Raw genomic sequence first — 17,685 nt, 5'->3', positions numbered from 1 at the left:
GTCCTGTGACGGGCCCACCCGGACGATGTCTGGACACACCTGGAGCGGGGTCCATGACACCTGTCACACATGGTGCCCGATGTCGCGCGACTGCGGAAGTCCGAGTCGCCCCAACGGTCCAACAGGACCCCTCGACGGGACGCTCGACCGGGCCTCGACGTGGCTCCATCGAGGCACGCGGAGATCACCCGTCCAGGAGCCAGACCTCGACGCTCTCGCCCGCCTCCACGCGCGTGACCTGCGCGTCCACGAGGAACAGGCAGTCGGCCCGGGCCAGCGCGGCGAGCAGGTGCGACCCCGCCGCGCCGACGGGCGCGACGGTGCCCGCGACGGCGTCGATCCGCCCCCGTCGGAACTGCGCGCGGCCCGCCGGGGAGTCCAGCCCCTCGGCGAGGCGCGCCCGCACCCGCGCGCGACCGGGCTGCGGGTGCCCCATGGCGCGGCGCAGCGCGGGGCGCACGAACACCTCGAACGAGACCAGCGAGCTCACCGGGTTGCCCGGCAGTGTCACCACCGCGACCTCGCCGAGCGGGCCGGTGTGGTACCCGGCGCCCTGCGGCATCCCGGGCTGCATCGCCACCTTGGAGAACGTGACGCCGCGGCCCTCTCGACGGTCCGGCTCCGCTCCGCTGCGCGTCCGGGAGAAGGCGTCCTTGACCACCTCGTAGGCGCCCGCGCTCACCCCGCCCGAGGTGAGGACGAGGTCGACGGGGTCGTCGGCGCGCGCCGCGAGGGCCTCGTCGAGGGTGCGCGTGAACTGCTCGACGTCGTCGGGGACGAAGCGCAGCAGCTCGGCCCGGGCGCCCGCGTCGTCGACCGCCGCCGCGAGCATCGGGCCGTTCGACTCGTGGATCTGGCCGTGGCGCAGCGGCTCGCCCGGCGCGACGAGCTCCGAGCCCGTGGACAGGACGAGGACCCGCGGCCGGCGGCGGACCGGCAGCGTGCCCGCCCCGATCGCGGCGGCGAGCCCGATCTGCGCGGGCCCGAGGATCGTGCCGGCGGGCAGGACGACGGTGCCGGCGGTGACGTCCTCGCCGGCGCCCCGCACGTTCTGCCCGGCGCCCACGGCCCGCTCGATGCGGACCTGCTCGGTGCCGGCGTCGGTCCACTCGACCTGGACCACCGCGTCGGCGCCGTCGGGCAGCGCGGCGCCGGTCATGATCCGGTGGACGGTGCCGGGCGCCAGGGGCGGGCCGTCGGTGCGCCCGGCCGGGATGTCCGCGGCGACGGGCAGCGCGACGGGGGTGTCGGCGAGGTCCGCGCTGCGCACCGCGTAGCCGTCCATCGCCGAGTTGGCGAACGACGGCAGCGGGTGGGGGGCGACGAGGTCCTCGGCGAGGATCCGCTCGCGGGCGTCGGCGAGCGTCACGGTCTCGGTCGCCGTCGGGCCGATCAGCGCGGCGACGGCGGCGGCGTGCTCGGCGACCGGCCGCATCGCCGAGGGGTCGCCGTGGTCGTGCCCGTGTCCTGTCACGCGCCGCATCGTCCCGCCCGGGTCGCGGGGGCGCGCACCGGGCCGCGCCGTTCTGACCGGACCGGCGGGGTCGCGGCGTTAGGGTTCCGGCGTGGCGGACCGGGGCGCGCAGGACCTGACCGGGCAGCGGCTCGGTCACTTCCGCGTGGACGGCGTCATCGGCCGCGGCGGCATGAGCGTGCTCTACCGCGCCACCGACACCCGGCTGGGACGCCGGGTCGCGCTCAAGGTGATCGACGAGGCCCTGGCCGCCGACCGCGAGTTCCGCGAGCGCTTCGCCGACGAGGCCCGCAACACCTCGGCGGTCGACCACGCCCACGTCGTCCCGCTCTACGACTTCGACGAGACCGACGGCCACCTCTACATCGCGATGCGCCACGTCGACGGCCCGGACCTCGCGAGCGTGATCGACAACCGCCCGGTGGCGGTCGCGCGGACGCTGCGCCTGCTCGGGCAGGTCGCCGACGCGCTGGACGCCGTGCACGCCCGCGGCCTCGTGCACCTGGACGTGAAGCCGGCGAACGTGCTGGTCACGACCCGCGAGTCGGCGGGCGAGCACGTCTACCTCGCCGACTTCGGCCTCACCCGCCGCGGCGCCACGGGGCACCGGACCTCGGGCGGCGACTTCCTCGGCTCCCCGACCTACGCCGCGCCCGAGCACCTGCGCGGCGAGCCCGTCGACGCCCGCACCGACGTCTACTCGCTGACCTGCGTGCTGTTCACCTGCCTCACCGGGCGCGCGCCGTACCTCGGGTCGGTCACCGAGGTCATCGACGGCCACCTCGCGGGCGACGTGCCCTCGATCGCCGACCTCGTCGGCCTCGACCCGCGCATCGACGACGTCGTGCGCCGCGGCATGGACCCCGACCGGCCCCGGCGCCACGAGTCCGCGAGCGCGGTCGTCGAGGCGGCGCGGGGCGCGCTGACCGGACCGGGCCCGATGCCGCTCGTCGGCCCGCCGCCGCGCCGGCCGGCCGGACCGCCGCCCGGCCCCCGGCGTCACGGCGCGGTGCCGCCCGTGCGGCCGGTGGCGCCGGTGGCCCCCGTCGCGCCCGCAGCTCCCGCCGCTCCCGTGGCTGCCGTCCCGCCCACAGCCCCCGGTGCGTCGGCGGGCACCTCCGCCCGTGACGCCTCGTCCACGACGGCCGCGGCTCCGGCGGCGGACGACCCGGCGTCAGACGCCTCGCCGGCAGACGCCTCGCCGGCAGACGCCTCGCCGGCCGGCGCGCCGGCGGCAGGCGCGGCAGCGCCGGACGACGCCTCGGCCCCCTCGCAGGGCGCGGCGTCGGGCGATGCCTCCTCGGGGGCAGCCCCCGCGGAGGGCGCCCGGTCGCAGGACACCCCGTCGGCGCGCGGCCCGTCCGGCCGACCGAATCCGCCCACGCCGCCTCGCGGCGGTCCGCCGGCGGGCCCACCGCCGGCACGGCCACCCGGGCCGCCGTCCGGCCCCTTTGCGGCATCGGGCCCCCCGCCGTCGGGTCCCTTCGCGGCGCAGGGCCCGCCCGGTGGTCCACCCCCTGGCCCGCTCACGCGCTCGTCGGTGGCGCCGCCGATGCGTCTGCGCGACCCCCTGCCGCCCGACCGCGACGGCTCCTTCACGCGCGCCGCGGCGGACGGGCCGCGGCCCGTGGTGCTGGTCGTCGCGGGGGTCGTCGTCCTCGTGGTGATCGTGCTCCTGGTGCTGCTGCTCGTCTGACCGGACAGCCCCTGCTCGGCGGCCCCGGCACCCCCGCGCGGCTCAGTTGCACTCTCCCCACCCGAGTGCCAGCATGGCGTTGGCACTCGGTATCGTCGAGTGCCAGGTCGGGGCGGTGAGGCCGGCGGAACGGAGCCGGTCGTCCGTCGCGGGCGCCGGGCCCGGCCGAGTTACGTGTCTCTCATCGGAGGACCACCCGCATGGCCAAGATGATCGCGTTCGACGAGGAGGCCCGTCGCGGCCTCGAGCGGGGCATGAACAGCCTCGCGGACGCCGTCAAGGTGACCCTCGGCCCGCGCGGCCGCAACGTCGTCCTGGAGAAGAAGTGGGGCGCCCCCACGATCACCAACGACGGTGTCTCCATCGCGAAGGAGATCGAGCTCGAGGACGCCTGGGAGAAGATCGGCGCCGAGCTCGTCAAGGAGGTCGCCAAGAAGACCGACGACGTCGCCGGTGACGGCACGACCACCGCGACCGTCCTCGCCCAGGCCCTCGTCCGCGAGGGTCTGCGCAACGTGGCCGCCGGTGCCAACCCGATGTCGCTGAAGAAGGGCATCGAGAAGGCCACCGAGGCCGTCTCGCAGCAGCTCCTGAAGTCGGCCAAGGAGGTCGAGACCAAGGAGCAGATCGCCGCCACCGCGTCGATCTCCGCCGGCGACTCGCAGATCGGCGAGCTCATCGCCGAGGCGATGGACAAGGTCGGCAAGGAAGGCGTCATCACGGTCGAGGAGTCGCAGACCTTCGGGCTCGAGCTCGAGCTCACCGAGGGCATGCGCTTCGACAAGGGCTACATCTCGCCCTACTTCGTCACCGACCAGGACCGGATGGAGGCCGAGCTCGACGAGCCCTACATCCTGCTCATGTCCTCCAAGATCTCGTCGGTCAAGGACCTGCTCCCGCTGCTGGAGAAGGTCATGCAGTCCGGCAAGCCGCTGGCGATCATCTCGGAGGACGTCGAGGGCGAGGCCCTGGCCACCCTGGTCGTCAACAAGATTCGCGGCACCTTCAAGTCGGTCGCCGTCAAGGCCCCCGGCTTCGGTGACCGCCGCAAGGCGATGCTGGCCGACATGGCCATCCTCACCGGCGGCGAGGTCATCTCGGAGGAGGTCGGCCTCAAGCTCGAGACCGCCGACCTCAGCCTGCTGGGCCGCGCCCGCAAGGTCACCGTCTCCAAGGACGAGACCACGATCGTCGACGGCGCCGGCGCCGCCGACCAGATCCAGGGCCGCGTGCAGCAGATCCGCTCCGAGATCGAGCGCAGCGACTCCGACTACGACCGCGAGAAGCTCCAGGAGCGTCTCGCCAAGCTCGCCGGCGGCGTCGCGGTCATCCGCGCCGGTGCCGCGACCGAGGTCGAGCTCAAGGAGCGCAAGCACCGCATCGAGGACGCGGTCCGCAACGCCAAGGCCGCGGTCGAGGAGGGCATCGTCGCCGGCGGCGGCGTCGCGCTCCTGCAGGCCTCGGTCGGCGACGTCTTCTCGGGCCTCGGGCTCGACGGGGACGAGGCCACCGGCGCCAACATCGTGCGCACCGCGCTCGAGGCGCCGCTGAAGCAGATCGCCCACAACGCCGGCCACGAGCCCGGCGTCGTGGCCGAGAAGGTCCGTGGGCTCAACACCGGTGAGGGCCTCGACGCCGCCACCGGCGAGTACAAGGACCTGATCGCCGCGGGCATCATCGACCCCGCCAAGGTCACCCGCTCGGCGCTGCAGAACGCCGCGTCGATCGCCGCGCTGTTCCTGACCACGGAGGCCGTGGTCGCGGACAAGCCGGAGAAGGGCGGCGGCGCTGCTGCCGACCCGACCGGCGGCATGGGCGGCATGGACTTCTGAGTCCCTGCCTTCTGGGCACACACGAAGGGCCGCACCCCACGGGGTGGCGGCCCTTCGTCGTGTCCGAGGTGCTCGTCGTGGTGAGCGAGGGGCGCCCCTCGCCGATCTATCCGAGCGAAGGTGCCCCTCACTCAGAACACCCGGGGCTCGTCCGGGGCGCCTGCCTCGCGCGAACGGGGACTTCGAACGCGTAGAAGCAGCGAACGGCGCGTTCGCTGCAAACCCCGGGCTCAGCCGGCGCGGACCGACTCCGCACCACGGCTCGCAGCTGCCGCCTCCTGCTCGGAGGTCTCGTAGAGGTCGCGGCGGAAGCGCTCGCGGATCGTGATCACGGCGAGGAAGGTCAGGGCCGCGGTGCCGATGATGTACAGCGACACCGACCAGGACGCCCCGGTGGCGGCGAGCAGCGCGGTCATGACGAACGGCGCGAGGCCGCCCGCGAACACCGACGCGAACTGGTAGCCCAGCGAGGCGCCCGAGTAGCGGACGTCGGCGGGGAACATCTCGGCGTAGAGCGTGGCCTGCGGGCCGTACATCGTCGCGTGGATCGTGAACCCGACGAGCAGGGCGAGGAAGACCAGCGGCACCGAGCCCGTGTCGATCAGCCAGAACAGCGGGAACGCCCAGATCGCCATCCCGACGGTGCCGGCGAGGTAGAGCTTCTTGCGCGTGCCCATGCGGTCGGTGAGCGCGCCGAAGAACGGCATGGTGATCACCTGGGTGAGCCCGGCGCCCATGACGCACAGCAGGATCGAGGTCCGGGACATCCCGACGGTCTTGGTGGCGTAGTCGAGGACGCCCGAGATGAGGATGTAGAAGGTCGCGTTGACGACGAAGAACGCGCCGGTCGCCTGGAGGATCTCCTTCCAGTACTTCCGCACGGCCTCCACCAGCGGCGCCTTGCGCAGGCCCGCCTCGCGCTTCGCGGCGGCCGAGCTCTCCTTCAGCGCCGCAAACACCGGGGTGTCTTCGATCTTGAGCTGCACGTAGAGCCCGATCAGCACGAGCACCAGCCCGGACAGGAACGGGACGCGCCAGCCCCAGCTCGTGAACTGCTCGTCGGACAGGGTCGCGGTGAGGATCAGGAAGAACAGGTTGCCGGCGACCGCGCCGAGCACCGCACCGGTCTGCACGAGGCTGCCGTAGAACCCGCGGCGCTCGACCGGCGCGTGCTCGGTGAGCAGCAGCGCCGCGCCGCCCCACTGCGCGCCGACGCCGAGGCCCTGCACCAGCCGGGCGACGACGAGCAGCACCGGCGCCCAGATGCCGATGCTCGCGTAGCCGGGCAGCACGCCGATCGCGAACGTCGCGAGCCCCATGACGAGCATGGCGGCGACCAGCGGGGGCTTGCGGCCGTACTTGTCGCCCGCGTGGCCGGCGATGATCCCGCCGAGGGGCCGGGCGACGAAGCCGACCGCGAACGTCGCGAACGACGCCAGCGTCCCGGCCACCGGGTTCGACGACGGGAAGAACTGCGGCCCGAGCACCAGCGCCGCGGCGGTGGCGTAGATCAGGAAGTCGAACCACTCCAGGGTGGTCGCGAAGACGGCGGCCGTCGCGAGCCTCCCCATGCGCGGCGGTGCGTCGGGGTGAGTCTGGGTCACGGCAGCGGCCTCTCCGGTACACGAACGATCGTTCGTACCGTAAGCGCGCCGCGCCGCTGGCCACAAGAGGTCAGCGCGCGAGCGGGCTCTCCAGCAGCGCGAGGGCGTAGCGCGCCTGCTGCTCGGCGAGCTGGCCGCGCGAGAGGCGCCCGTCCGGGCGGTACCACTGCGCCACCCCGGCGAGCGCCGAGAGCACGGTGCGCGCGGCGTCGGCCGGGTGCGGCGTGCGGAACTCCCCGGACGCCGCACCCTGGGCGACGATGTCCTCGAACACCGCCTGTGTCGCGTCGCGGTCGACGACCAGGCGCTCGCGGTCCTCGCCGGCGAGGTAGCGCACCTCGTTGGTGGACACGACCATGGCGAGCTGGTGGTCGACCACGAAGCGGACGTACGCGCGCACCGCCTCGCGCATCCGCGGGGCGGCGTCGTCGCCGGCCTCGTCGACGGCCACGTGCAGGCGCGTCACGAGCTCGTCGTTGGCGTGCCGGAGCACCTCGGCGAGCAGGCGCGACTTCGACGGGAAGTAGTTGTAGAGGTTCGACAGGCTGGTGCCCGCGCCGCGCGCCACGTCGCGCATCGAGGCGCCGTGGAACCCCTTCGCGCCGAACGCCTCGAGGGCGGCGTTGAGGATCGCGGCCTCGTTGCCCCGGCCGGTGTCCCCGACGAGCGAGACCGTCGAACGCGCGTTCACGTCCGCCAGCGTAGAGGGCGGTGCGGCCCTGCTTGACGGCTCGACGCGGCAGATGATGGATTGGTACACGAACAGTTGTTCGTGTGGAGGAGTGTTCGGGTGGACGACCGCTGGTTCGAGGACTTCGCCGTGGGGGAGAGCTGGACCAGCCCGCCGCGCCCGGTCACCGCCGAGGACCTCGCGGCGTTCACCCGCGTCTCCGGTGACGACCACCCCCTGCACGCCGCGCCGGACGCGATCCTGCAGGGACCGTTCGGGGTGGCCGTGGCGATGGGGCTGCTGCAGGGGCTCGGGATCCACGGCGACGCCGTGCTCGGCCTGCTCGACACCCACTGGGCCTACCGGCGCCCCGTGCGCGTCGGCGACGTGCTCACCCTCGAGGTGGCGATCGTGCGGGCCCGGCGCACGTCGTCCGGCGACCGCGGCGTCGTCACCCGGGCCATGGCCCTGCGCAACGAGCGCGGCGAGACCGTCCAGGAGGGCACGACGGCGGCCATGATCGCCGCCCGCAGCGCCGGCCCCGACCCCGTCGGCCGCGCCTTCGGCACGGTCGGCTGGGCGGAGGCGCTGACCGACAAGGTCGATCTCACCGACGACCTCGCCAGCTGGGACGGGACGCTCGGCCTGCGCAGCGGGGACGACGAGGTGCACGTCCGCGTCTACCGCGGGCGCGTGATTGAGGTGGCGCGTCGGTCCCCGCGCGGCGCGACGTTCACCGTCGGCGCCGACGCCGCGACGTGGCTCGAGCTGGTCGAGGCCCCCGACAACCCGTTCATGCGCCTGGCGATGGCCGGGCGCTTCACCGTCACCGGCGACGGCTACGAGTACCTGCGGCTGACCTCGGTGCTCCACCGCCTCGCCGACGCCGCCCGGGAGATCGCCTGATGCGTGCCGACTACCTGTCGCTCGGCGGCGCCCTCGCCTTCGTCGAGCAGCACGGCGACGAGGGCGCGCCGCCGGTGCTGTGCCTGCACACCGCGGGCCAGAGCGGGGTGCAGTGGCGCCACGTCGCGCCGGCGCTCGCGGCCCGCGGGTACCGCGTCGTCGTCCCCGACCTGCCCGGCCACGGCCGCTCCGAGCCGGCGCCGGGCGGTCCCGTCACCGACCTCGGCACCTACGCCGACTGGTGCCTCGCCCTGGTCGACCGGCTGGGCCTGGAGCGGCCCGCCGTCGTCGGCTGCTCGATCGGCGGCAAGATCGCGCTGGACGTCGCCGTGCGCGCCTCGGACCGGCTCGCCGCCGTCGTCGCCATGGCCGCCGACGCCCACACCGGCGGGCGCCCGTCGGTGCGCGGGCTGCGCCGCGAGCTCTCCGACGTCGCCGCGCCGAGCCGCACCGACCGCACCTACCTCGGCACACTGGCGGTCGTCGGCCGCGACGTCCCGCGCGAGCGCGCCGAGCTGATCGCGACCATGCACCGACGGGAGGACCCGGCCGTGTCCACCTCCGACCTGCTGGGCTGGGCGACGCACGACCTGCGCGACGCGCTGCCGGGCATCACCTGTCCCGCCCACCTCGTCGTCGGCGACGACGACCTCTGGCTCGACGTGGCCCGGGTGCGCGCGGCGGCGGCGTCCGTCCCGGGGGCCCGCTGCACGGTCCTCGCGGGCATCGGGCACTACCCGATGGAGGAGGTCGCCGACTTCGACGCCGTCCTCGACGGCTGGCTCACCGAGCTCACGGCGGTCACGGCATGACGGAGCGAGCACCGGTCACCCCGCACCCCGTCGGCGCCTTCCCCGCCCCCGGCGAGCTGCCCGTCGACCTCCCCGACCTGCTCGGGCGCCTGGCCCACCGCGACCCCGACACCACGGTCGTCCTCGACACCACCCCCGACGGCGCGACCCACCCGGTCAGCCGCGGGGAGCTGTGGCGACGGGTGCGCGCGCTGGCCGAGGAGCTGCGCGAGCACGGGATCGGCGCGGGCGACGCGGTCGCGGTGTGGATGCCGAACTGGAGCGACGCGCTGGTGTGGCAGTTCGCGGTCGCCGCGCGCGGCGCGCACGTCGTCGGCGTCAACACCCGCTACGGGATCGAGGAGGCCGGGCACGTGCTCGGCCGCGCGCGCCCGAAGCTGGTCGCGCTGGCCCGGGGCTTCCACGGCCTCGACCTGCTCGACCGCCTGCGTGCCGCCGTCGAGCACTCGGGGGTCGTGCCCGAGGTCGCCGTCGTCACCGGGCCGCACGGGCCCGACCCCGACCCGGCCGCGTGCGACGTCGGCGCCGGGGCCTGGACGCCGCGCCGCGACGACGGCCCGGAGCCGGTGCGCTCCGACCCGTCCGCGCTCGCCGTCGCGTTCACGACCTCGGGCTCGACGGGGCTGCCGAAGCTCGCGGCGCACAGCGGGACCGCGGTGCTGACCCACGCGGTCGCCGACGCCGCGGTGCTCGGCATCGTCGAGGGCGACGTGGTGCTCGGCGCCCTGCCGCTGTCCGGGGTGTACGGCTTCAACGGGGTCATGGCGGGGCTCGCCGCCGGCGCGACCGTGCTGCTGGAGCCGACCTTCGACGCCGACCGCGTGCTCGAGCACATCGAGACCCACCGCGTCACCCACGTCGGCGCCGGCGACGACCTGGTGCTGCGGCTGCGGGAGGCGTGGACGGAACGGAAGCGCGACCTGTCCACCTGGCGCTGGTGGGGCGTCGCCGACTTCCAGGGCCGCAGCCACGAGCTGGCCGCGTGGCTGGGCGCCGAGGCCGGGACGCAGGTGACCGGGGTCTACGGCTCCTCCGAGGTCTTCGCGCTCACCGCCGCCTGGCCCGCCGACGAGCCCGCGCCCGCGCGCTGGGCGGGCGGCGGGCGCGTGGTGCACCCCGACATCGCCCTCCGCGTCGTCGACCCCGACACCGAGGCCGTCCTCGAGGCCGGGCGCGAGGGCGAGATCCAGTTCCGGGGCCCCAACGTCGTCGACGCCTACCTGGGCCCCCCTGACGATCGAGCCCCGGACGTGTGGACCGCCGACGGCTGGTTCCGCTCCGGTGACCTCGGCGTGCTCGTCGACGAGGGCGTGTTCGTCTACGTGTGCCGGCGCGGCGACGCCCTGCGCCTGCGCGGGTTCCTCGTCGATCCCGCCGAGATCGAGCTGCGCCTGGCCGCCCACCCCGACGTCGGCACCGCGAAGGTCGTCGGTGTCGAGGGCGACGACGGCGCCACGAAGGCGGTCGGCTTCGTCGTCGGCGCGGCGGGACGGGCGCCGTCGGGAGAGGATCTGGTCGCCTGGTGCCGCGAGACGCTCGCGGGCTTCAAGGTGCCGGCGGCGGTGCACGTCGTCGACGCCATGCCCACGACGTCGGGCACGAACGGCACGAAGATCAAGGCCGCGGAGCTGCGGCGATGGGCGGCCGAGAGGGGCTGACGTGCGAGGCGTGTACCTGCCGGGAGGCCGTCGCGTCGACATCAGGGACGTGCCCGACCCGGAGCCCGGGCGTGGCCAGGTCGTGGTCGAGATGCGCGCCTCGACGATCTGCGGCAGCGACCTGCGGGCGATCTACCGCGAGCACCTCGGCGAGGGCCCCGAGGCCTACCAGGACGTCATCGGCGGGCACGAGCCCTGCGGGCAGGTCGTCGCCGTGGGCGCCGAGGTCGAGCGGATCCGGGTCGGCGACCGCGTCGTCGTCTACCACATCAGCGGTTGCGGCCAGTGCGACGAGTGCCACCGCGGCTACCAGATCAGCTGCACCTCGCCGCGGCGCGCGGCGTACGGCTGGCAGCGCGACGGCGGGCACGCCGACCTGCTGCTCGCCGAGGAGCGCGACCTCGTCCCGCTGCCCGACAGCCTGACGTTCCTCGACGGGGCGTGCGTGGCCTGCGGGTTCGCGACCGCCTACGAGGCGCTGTGCCGCGTGGCGGTGCAGGGCGGCGAGCAGGTGCTGATCACCGGCCTCGGCCCGGTCGGGCTCGCCGCCGGGATGCTCGCGTCGGCGATGGGCTCGCCGTGGGTCGTCGGCACCGACCCTTCGCCGGACCGGCGCGCGCTGGCCCGTGACCTGGGCGCGGTCGACGTGGCCGTCGAGGGCGCCGCCGACGAGGGGGACGACGAGCTCCACGACCTCCTGGGCGACGGCGCCGAGGTCACCGTCGACTGCTCCGGCGCCGGCGTCGCCCAGCTGACCGCCCTGCGCCACACCCGCCGGCACGGCCGCTGCGCGCTCGTCGGCGAGGGCGGGACGCTGACCGTCGACGTCAGCGAGGTCCTCATCCACCGCCAGCTCACCGTCCACGGCTCGTGGGTGGCGCCGACCTGGCGGATGACCGAGCTGCTGGAGCGCCTCGCACGGTGGGACCTGCACCCCGAGCGGGTCGTCACCGACCGCTTCGCGCTGGCCGACGCCGCCCGCGCCTACGAGGTCGCCGACGGCGGGGCGCGCGGCAAGGTGGGAATCGTGCGCGACTGACGCTATACGGTCAGCGCCCGCTCGCCTACGCTCCGTCGCTCAGGGGGTCACGGGAGGAGTACGGATGAGTCAGGTGTCCGATCCGGCGAGCACCGAGGGCCACCGTCTGCCCGTGCGGACGCTGGTCGCGGCGAGCATCGGCAACGCGGTCGAGTGGTTCGACTGGACGATCTACGCCACGTTCGCCGTCTATTTCTCGTCGCAGTTCTTCGACAAGTCGTCCCCGACGCTCGCGCTCATCGGGACGACGAGCACCTACGCGCTGGCGTTCTTCTTCCGCCCGCTCGGCGGGGTGTTCCTCGGGCGGCTCGCGGACCTGCGCGGACGCCGCTTCGCGATGCTGGTGACGATCCTGCTGATGGCCGGCGGCTCCCTGGTCATCGCGATCCTGCCGACCTACCAGGCGGTGGGGTGGCTCGCGCCGATCCTGCTGCTGCTCGCCCGCATCGCGCAGGGGCTCAGCCTCGGCGGCGAGGTCTCCAACGCGAGCGCCTACCTCGCCGAGATCGCCCCGCCGGACCGGCGCGGGCGGTACTCCAGCTTCTTCTACATCTCCACCGGCGTCGCGCTGCTGGCCGCGAGCCTGCTGGGCCTGCTGCTGACCACCACGCTCACCCGGCCCCAGCTCGAGTCGTGGGGCTGGCGGATCGCGTTCCTCGTCGGCGGCGTCCTCGGCCTCGTCGGGCTGTGGCTGCGGCGCACCCTGGCCGAGACCGAGCAGTTCGAGGCCAACGTCGAGACCGCCCGGGCCACGAAGAATCCGCTGCTCAAGACGCTGACCCACTACCCGAAGTCGGTGATGCAGCTCTTCGGCTTCACGCTGCTCTCGACGCTCTGCTACTACACGTTCTTCAGCGCCCTGACGCCGTTCGCGGTGCAGTTCCGCGACGCCGCGGGCAGCGACGTGTTCCTGGCGCTCTCGATCGGCACGGTCGTGTTCATCGCGGGCCAGTACCCGATGGGCGCGCTGGCCGACCGGTTCGGGCGCAAGCCGCAGATGCTGGTGTGGTCCGGGGCGTTCGTGCTCCTCACCGTGCCGCTGAGCCTGCTCATCACCGAACGACCACCGCTGATCAACCTGATCATCGTGTTCGTGGTGGGCCTCGGGCTGTACTCGGTGTTCTCCTCGATCGCCCCGGCCATCATGAGCGAGATCTTCCCGACCGAGCTCCGGGCCCTGGGCATCGGTGCCTGGTACAACCTCACGGTCGCGCTCTTCGGCGGGACGGCGCCCCTGCTGATCGCCGCGCTGTCCGGCGCCGGGCGCCCCGACCTCTTCTTCTGGTACGTCTCGGGCGGCGCGCTGATCGCGTTCCTGATCATCCTGACGCTGCCCGAGACGAAGGGCCGCGAGCTCGTGTAGGGGACGAACCGGGCGCGTGGTGGCACTCTGGTGTCATGGCGCTGCTGCGGACCCTGCTCAACCTCATCTGGCTGGTGCTGGCGGGGGTGTGGATGGCGCTCGGCTACGTCGTCGCCGGCGTCATCTGCTGCATCCTCATCGTCACGATCCCGTGGGGGATCGCGTCGTTCCGGATCGCGCTGTTCGCGCTGTGGCCCTTCGGCAGCAGCATCGAGCGCCGCGCCGACGCCGGGGTGGGCTCGACGCTGGGCAACATCGTCTGGTTCGTCGTCGCCGGCTGGTGGCTCGCGATCGGGCACGTCGTCACCGCGATCGCGCTGGCGGTGACGATCATCGGCATCCCGTTCGCCTGGGCGAACCTCAAGATGATCCCGGTGTCGCTCACCCCGCTCGGGCGCCGGATCGTCGACGTCGACGACCCGCGCGCCTTCGGTGTGGACGGGCACCGCGCCGCCCCGCCGGTCGGCGCGGGTCGCTAGCCCCGGACCGGCAGGTCGTAGCGCCGGCGGATGCTCGAACCGAGCTTGCGGATGTCGACGCCGTAGACGTGCAGCGAGATCGTCGTGGTCGACGCCGTGTTGGTGACCTTGTGGATGTCGCCGGGCGGGAGCAGGCCGGTGACCGTGCCCGGCCCGGCGACGTCCTCGCCGTCGACGACGAGGCGGTCGGCGACGCGCAGGTAGCGCGTCTCGTGCTCCTCGCCGGCGTGGACGCCGACCACGCACCACGAGAGGTGGTCGTGGATCGGGGTGGTCTGGCCGGGCAGCCACACGAGCGCCACCAGCGAGAACGCGCCGTCGTCGGCGACGTGCAGGAGGTGCTGGCGGTAGTGGTCGGGGTCGCCGACGCACTGGGCAGGCGAGAGCAGTCGTGGATCGCCGAGGAACGGGGCCAGGGCGTCGCCGACCGCGTCGACCCGGGCGAGGCCGGGCGTCGAGTGGCGGACGGCGGCGTCGAGGTCGGCGGTCAGGGCGGCCAGCGGGGTGATGAGGGCGGTGGTCATGGCGAACTCCTGTGTCAGGCCGCGACGAACGCCGGGTGCCCGGCGCGCAGGTCGGCGGTGAGGGTGGTCTCGTAACCGTCGGTCTCGACGGTGAGGATCGGCAGCACGGAGGCGAGCAGGACGCGCATCCCGGTGTTCTCGGTCAGCACGTCGGCGACGAGGCGCGAGTAGCACTGCTCGCGGCCCAGGACGGCGACCGCGGCGAGCAGCCGGCGTCCGACGCCCCGGCCCTGCCACGCGTCGACGACCTCGATGGCGAGCTCCGCGTCCCGCAGACCCAGGGAGATGAGGCGGGCGATGCCGATCGGCTCGCCGTCGGGGCCGAACGCGGCGACGGCGAGGTGCCGGCGCCCGTCGACGGCGGCGAGCTTGCGGCGAACGGCACCGCGCAGGCGCGGGGTGGCGCCGTGGAAGCGCAGGTAGCGGCTGTGGTCCGACAGCCCGGCGAAGACGGCGTCGAGCACGTCGAACTCGTCGGGACCCAGCTCGCGCAGGGTCACGGGGGCACGACCGCGGGGGCGGAACGGGGGTTTCTCGCTCGCCGGGGTGGTCGCGGTACCGGTGACGTCGGTGGGGACGAGGTGCAGGGCGGCCATGTCGGGTCCTTCCTCCGTGGCGCCGGGCCTCGGTGTCCGGCGATGTCACAGAGCGTGCGCCGCACCACCCGCCCCCCTCGTCGGTGAGCGCTCCCCATCTCGCGCGCCGGCGGTACCTATGCCGGTCCCCACGTCGGGAGGTGGGCAGGGCAATCGCCCGGGATGGGCAGCCGACGCCGATCCGGTCGCCGGGCGGTCTCCCTAGCGTCGTCCGCACCGACGAACAGAGGAGAAGGCGATGGACGCCATCGTGATCGGCGCAGGTCAGGCGGGTCTCGCGATGAGCCGGTGCCTGACGCGGCGCGGCGTCGGGCACGTGGTGCTCGAGCGGGGACGGGTCGGGCAGCGGTGGCGCCGCGAGCGCTGGGACTCCTTCACGCTGCTGAGCCCCAACTGGCAGACCCGCCTCCCCGAGGGCGCGTACACGGGGCCCGACCCGGACGGGTTCATGACCGGCCGCGAGGTCGTCGCGATGCTCGACGACTACGCCGCGCACACGGGTGCTGACGTCCGGGAGGGCGTCACCGTGCGCGCCGTCGACCCCGACGCGGACGGCTGGCGGGTCCGCACGGACCGGGGTGACCTCGTCGCCCCCGCCGTCGTCGTCGCCACCGGTGACCTCGACGTGCCCGCCGTCCCGGTCGTCGCCGCGGACCTGCCCCCGCACGTCGTGCAGCTCCACACGCGCGACTACCGCCGCCCCGGTGCGCTGCCGCCCGGCGGTGTGCTGGTGGTCGGCGCCGGCCCGTCGGGCCAGCAGATCGCCGGCGAGCTCGCGCGCGCCGGACGGACCGTGCACCTCGCGGTAGGGCGCCACAAGTGCCTGCCGCGCCGCTACCGCGGCCACGACACCTACTGGTGGATGGACCGCATGGGCACGCTCACCCGTACCCGGGAGTCGTTGCCCGACCCGTCGGCGACCCGCACACCCAACGCGGTGCTCACCGGCGGCACGCGGGACCTGGACCTGCACCGGCTCGTCGCCGAGGGCGTCGTGCCGCACGGCCGGCTGGTCGGGGTGCGCGGCACCGTCGCGGCGTTCGACGACACGCTGCCCGCGATGGTCGCCGAGGCCGAGGACAACGCCGTGCGGTTCCGGGCGAAGGTCGACGGGTTCGTCGCGCGCGCGGGTCTCGACGTGCCCGCCGAGCCGGCCCGCCTGCCGCGTCCGGCGCCGTGGGCCGCGGAGGCCGGCCGCGAGCTGGACCTGGGCGGCATCACCAGCGTCGTCTGGGCCACCGGCTTCCGCCGCGACTTCTCGTGGGTGCACGCGCCGGTGCTCGACGACGCGGGCGAGCCGGTGCAGCACCGGGGCGTCACGGCCGCCGGGGGCCTGTACTTCCTGGGCCTGAAGTGGCTGCACCACCGGTCGTCGAGCTTCCTCGACGGGGTGGGCGCGGACGCCGAGTACCTGGCGGACGAGGTCGCGGCGGCGTCCTACAGCAGCTGGCGCACCCGGGCGGCCTCGCGGGTGAGGTGGTCGCGCTCGGGCACGCTCGCCGCGACGCCCGCGGCCTCGGCGTAGAGGCGGGCCGCCTGCGCGAGGTCGCCGGCGCGCTCGTGGAGGTGCGCCGCCACGGCCGCGCGCCGGGGCACGTCGGGCCCGACGGCGGCGAGCGCGGCGAGGCCGGCCCCGGCGCCGTCGGCCTCGCCGACCGCCACCGCGCGGTTGAGGCGCACGACCGGGCTGTCGGTGATCGCCAGCAGCTCGTCGTACCACCCGACGATCTGGACCCAGTCGGTCTCGGCGGCGCTGGGGGCGTCGGCGTGCAGCGCGGCGATGGCGGCCTGCGCCTGGTACTCGCCGAGCCGGTCGCGGGCCAGCGCCGCCTGCAGGATCCCGACCCCCTCGGCGATCAGGGCGGTGTCCCACCGCGAGCGGTCCTGCTCGGCGAGCGGGATCAGCCGCCCGTGCGGGCCGGTGCGGGAGTCGCGCCGCGCGTGGTGCAGCAGCATGAGCGCGAGCAGGCCCGCGACCTCGGGCTCGTCGGTGAGCGCCGCGAGCTGGCGGGTGACGCGGATGGCCTCGGCGGCGAGGTCGGTGTGGTCGGGGCTGTCGCCGCCGTACCCCTCGTTGAACACGAGGTAGAGCACGCGGAGCACGGTCGCGAGGTCGCCGGGCTGGTCGAGCGGCAGCCCGGTGATCTTCTTCTTGGCCCGGCTGATGCGCTGGGCCATCGTCGCCTCGGGGACGAGGTAGGCGGCAGCGATCTGCCGGGTCGTCAGGCCGCCGACGGCGCGCAGGGTCAGCGCCGCCGCGGCGCTCGAGGGCAGGGTGGGGTGCGCGCAGAGGAAGTAGAGGCGCAGCGTGTCGTCGGTGGCCGCCCCCGGTTCGGGGGGCGGCTCGGCGTCGACGGCGACCTCGCGCCCGCGCCGGGACGTGTCGGACCGGGTGGCGTCGAGGAACTTGCGCCACGCGACCGCCACCAGCCACCCCTTGGGGTCGCGGGGCGGGTCGTCCTCCCAGGTCTCGAGCGCCCGGATGAGCGCCTCCTGCACCGCGTCCTCGGCCGACGCGAAGTCCGCGCCGCGCCGGCCGAGGACGGCGATGACCGCGGGCACGAGCTCCCGCAGGTCAGCCGTGGTCAACGAACTTCCCCGGCGCGCCGGTGAGGAACGGCCGGACCTCGAGCCACTCGTGGATCGGCCGTCCGCCGGCCCCGGGTGCGGCGGAGAGCTCGCCGGCGAGCTCGAGCGCGCGGTCCCAGGACTCCACGTCGATGATCATCCAGCCGGCGATGAGGTCCTTGGTCTCCGCGAACGGCCCGTCGGTGACCGGCGGCTTGCCCTCGCCGTCGAAGCGCACGAACGCGCCCTCGGCCGAGAGCGCCTGGCTGTCGACGAACTCCCCGGTGTCCTGCAGGCGGGAGGCGAAGTCGGACATGTACTGCATGTGCGCGTCGACCTCCTCGGGCTTCCACTGGTCCATGGGCGTGTAGTCCATGCCCGGGTGCCCCGGTCCGCCCTGGTAGTGCTTGAGGATCAGGTACCTCATGGTCGGTCTCCTCCGTCGTCCGTGCGGCTGGCACCCC

General features: G+C 74.5%; 16 protein-coding genes. 9 read left to right on the top strand and 7 right to left on the bottom strand.

Annotated elements, in window-relative coordinates:
* Positions 1–184: 184 nt before the first annotated feature.
* A complete protein-coding gene (moeA, locus tag EV188_RS08600) occupies positions 185–1,435 on the bottom strand; it encodes a molybdopterin molybdotransferase MoeA (protein WP_133826315.1) in 1,251 nt (416 codons plus the stop codon).
* A 130-nt stretch (positions 1,436–1,565) separates the two neighbouring features.
* Between moeA and EV188_RS08595 the strand changes: the two genes are divergently transcribed.
* Both EV188_RS08595 and groL read left to right on the top strand, forming a co-directional pair.
* Positions 1,566–3,170: a serine/threonine-protein kinase gene (locus EV188_RS08595; RefSeq protein WP_243741563.1), complete on the top strand. Its 1,605-nt coding sequence runs from the start codon at positions 1,566–1,568 to the stop codon at positions 3,168–3,170.
* A gap of 200 nt (positions 3,171–3,370) precedes the next feature.
* Positions 3,371–5,002, top strand: coding sequence for a chaperonin GroEL (gene groL / locus EV188_RS08590; RefSeq protein ID WP_133825825.1), 1,632 nt, complete (start codon positions 3,371–3,373; stop codon positions 5,000–5,002).
* Between the two features lie 230 nt (positions 5,003–5,232).
* Here groL and EV188_RS08585 read toward each other — a convergent pair whose 3' ends face one another.
* Positions 5,233–6,606, bottom strand: coding sequence for an MFS transporter (locus EV188_RS08585; RefSeq protein ID WP_243741562.1), 1,374 nt, complete (start codon positions 6,604–6,606; stop codon positions 5,233–5,235).
* Between the two features lie 70 nt (positions 6,607–6,676).
* On the bottom strand, positions 6,677–7,297 hold the full coding sequence (locus EV188_RS08580; protein WP_133825824.1) for a TetR/AcrR family transcriptional regulator: 621 nt from the start codon (positions 7,295–7,297) through the stop codon (positions 6,677–6,679).
* A 99-nt stretch (positions 7,298–7,396) separates the two neighbouring features.
* Between EV188_RS08580 and EV188_RS08575 the strand changes: the two genes are divergently transcribed.
* The 6 genes from EV188_RS08575 to EV188_RS08550 all read left to right on the top strand — a co-directional run bounded on the left by EV188_RS08575 (position 7,397) and on the right by EV188_RS08550 (position 13,533).
* The gene (locus EV188_RS08575; protein ID WP_166659788.1) at positions 7,397–8,182 is read left to right on the top strand and encodes a MaoC/PaaZ C-terminal domain-containing protein; all 786 of its coding nucleotides are present in this window, start codon (positions 7,397–7,399) and stop codon (positions 8,180–8,182) included.
* Positions 8,182–8,994: an alpha/beta fold hydrolase gene (locus EV188_RS08570; protein WP_208114074.1), complete on the top strand. Its 813-nt coding sequence runs from the start codon at positions 8,182–8,184 to the stop codon at positions 8,992–8,994. Before EV188_RS08575 ends, EV188_RS08570 begins: the two co-directional genes overlap by 1 nt.
* The gene (locus EV188_RS08565) at positions 8,991–10,652 is read left to right on the top strand and encodes an AMP-binding protein (RefSeq protein WP_133825822.1); all 1,662 of its coding nucleotides are present in this window, start codon (positions 8,991–8,993) and stop codon (positions 10,650–10,652) included. The genes EV188_RS08570 and EV188_RS08565 overlap by 4 nt, the downstream gene beginning before the upstream one ends.
* Positions 10,653–10,662: 10 nt before the next feature.
* Positions 10,663–11,691 carry a zinc-dependent alcohol dehydrogenase family protein gene (locus EV188_RS08560; protein WP_243741561.1) on the top strand — a complete coding sequence of 343 codons (1,029 nt, stop codon included), beginning with the start codon at positions 10,663–10,665 and terminating at the stop codon, positions 11,689–11,691.
* A gap of 64 nt (positions 11,692–11,755) precedes the next feature.
* Entirely contained in the window at positions 11,756–13,054 is a 1,299-nt protein-coding gene (locus tag EV188_RS08555) for an MFS transporter (RefSeq protein ID WP_133825820.1), read from the top strand.
* A 44-nt stretch (positions 13,055–13,098) separates the two neighbouring features.
* The gene (locus EV188_RS08550) at positions 13,099–13,533 is read left to right on the top strand and encodes a YccF domain-containing protein (protein ID WP_208114127.1); all 435 of its coding nucleotides are present in this window, start codon (positions 13,099–13,101) and stop codon (positions 13,531–13,533) included.
* Here the strand turns inward: EV188_RS08550 and EV188_RS08545 are convergent.
* Together EV188_RS08545 and EV188_RS08540 are read right to left on the bottom strand one after the other, a co-directional pair.
* Entirely contained in the window at positions 13,530–14,057 is a 528-nt protein-coding gene (locus tag EV188_RS08545) for a cysteine dioxygenase family protein (protein WP_133825818.1), read from the bottom strand. The two genes, EV188_RS08550 and EV188_RS08545, sit on opposite strands and share 4 nt — an antisense overlap.
* Before the next feature lie 14 nt (positions 14,058–14,071).
* Positions 14,072–14,653: a GNAT family N-acetyltransferase gene (locus EV188_RS08540; protein WP_133825817.1), complete on the bottom strand. Its 582-nt coding sequence runs from the start codon at positions 14,651–14,653 to the stop codon at positions 14,072–14,074.
* Positions 14,654–14,891: 238 nt separating this feature from the next.
* On the opposite strand from EV188_RS08540, the gene EV188_RS08535 reads away from it, so the two are divergent.
* Positions 14,892–16,178 (top strand): NAD(P)-binding domain-containing protein, encoded by a 1,287-nt coding sequence (locus tag EV188_RS08535; protein WP_133825816.1) that lies wholly within the window; start codon positions 14,892–14,894, stop codon positions 16,176–16,178.
* Here EV188_RS08535 and EV188_RS08530 read toward each other — a convergent pair.
* Both EV188_RS08530 and EV188_RS08525 read right to left on the bottom strand, forming a co-directional pair.
* Positions 16,091–17,242 carry an RNA polymerase sigma factor gene (locus EV188_RS08530; protein WP_133825815.1) on the bottom strand — a complete coding sequence of 384 codons (1,152 nt, stop codon included), beginning with the start codon at positions 17,240–17,242 and terminating at the stop codon, positions 16,091–16,093. The genes EV188_RS08535 and EV188_RS08530 overlap by 88 nt on opposite strands.
* Positions 17,229–17,648, bottom strand: a complete 420-nt coding sequence (locus EV188_RS08525) for a YciI family protein (protein WP_133825814.1) — start codon at positions 17,646–17,648, stop codon at positions 17,229–17,231. The genes EV188_RS08530 and EV188_RS08525 overlap by 14 nt, the downstream gene beginning before the upstream one ends.
* Positions 17,649–17,685 lie beyond the last annotated feature (37 nt).

This window comes from Actinomycetospora succinea, from assembly GCF_004363095.1.
Classification (GTDB): domain Bacteria; phylum Actinomycetota; class Actinomycetes; order Mycobacteriales; family Pseudonocardiaceae; genus Actinomycetospora; species Actinomycetospora succinea.
Note: the sequence above shows the minus strand (reverse complement) of the source record. Positions and strands in the feature narration are given on the sequence as shown.

Bases quoted from the DNA above. Each gene is read 5' to 3' on its own strand.
- EV188_RS08565 (WP_133825822.1), top strand. From the start codon at position 8,991: ATGACGGAGCGAGCACCGGTCACCCCGCACCCCGTCGGCGCCTTCCCC.
- EV188_RS08545 (WP_133825818.1), bottom strand. From the start codon at position 14,057: ATGACCACCGCCCTCATCACCCCGCTGGCCGCCCTGACCGCCGACCTC.
- EV188_RS08525 (WP_133825814.1), bottom strand. From the start codon at position 17,648: ATGAGGTACCTGATCCTCAAGCACTACCAGGGCGGACCGGGGCACCCG.
- EV188_RS08555 (WP_133825820.1), top strand. From the start codon at position 11,756: ATGAGTCAGGTGTCCGATCCGGCGAGCACCGAGGGCCACCGTCTGCCC.
- EV188_RS08540 (WP_133825817.1), bottom strand. From the start codon at position 14,653: ATGGCCGCCCTGCACCTCGTCCCCACCGACGTCACCGGTACCGCGACC.
- EV188_RS08570 (WP_208114074.1), top strand. From the start codon at position 8,182: ATGCGTGCCGACTACCTGTCGCTCGGCGGCGCCCTCGCCTTCGTCGAG.
- groL (WP_133825825.1), top strand. From the start codon at position 3,371: ATGGCCAAGATGATCGCGTTCGACGAGGAGGCCCGTCGCGGCCTCGAG.
- moeA (WP_133826315.1), bottom strand. From the start codon at position 1,435: ATGCGGCCGGTCGCCGAGCACGCCGCCGCCGTCGCCGCGCTGATCGGC.
- EV188_RS08535 (WP_133825816.1), top strand. From the start codon at position 14,892: ATGGACGCCATCGTGATCGGCGCAGGTCAGGCGGGTCTCGCGATGAGC.